1 pseudogene is annotated in these 257 nt (G+C 66.9%); it reads left to right on the forward strand.

From position 1 onward, the window contains the following. Window positions 1-257, forward strand: a pseudogene (locus SB751_RS32595) (glycerol-3-phosphate dehydrogenase); the annotation flags it as partial.

The following is a 257-nucleotide window of genomic DNA, read 5'->3' on the forward strand; positions in this document are numbered from 1 at the left end:
GCATTTCGTGTGGCTTTGCAAAGGCTTCGAAGCCGACTCGCAGTTGATGCCGCATCAGGTCGTCGCGGCGGAATTGCCCGACCACGCGAGCAATGGCGTGCTGTCCGGCCCGAGTTTCGCGCGCGAAGTGGGCGAGGGTCTGCCCGTCGCGCTCACGGTCGCGAGTGCGTCGGCCGACTGCCGCGAGCGCACGCTCGCCGCATTCCATCACCGTGCGATGCGCATCTATACCGGCGACGACGTCGTCGGCGTGGAAG

It is taken from the genome of Cupriavidus sp. SIMBA_020 (genome assembly GCF_046535395.1).
In the GTDB taxonomy this organism is placed as follows: Bacteria; Pseudomonadota; Gammaproteobacteria; order Burkholderiales; family Burkholderiaceae; genus Cupriavidus; species Cupriavidus campinensis.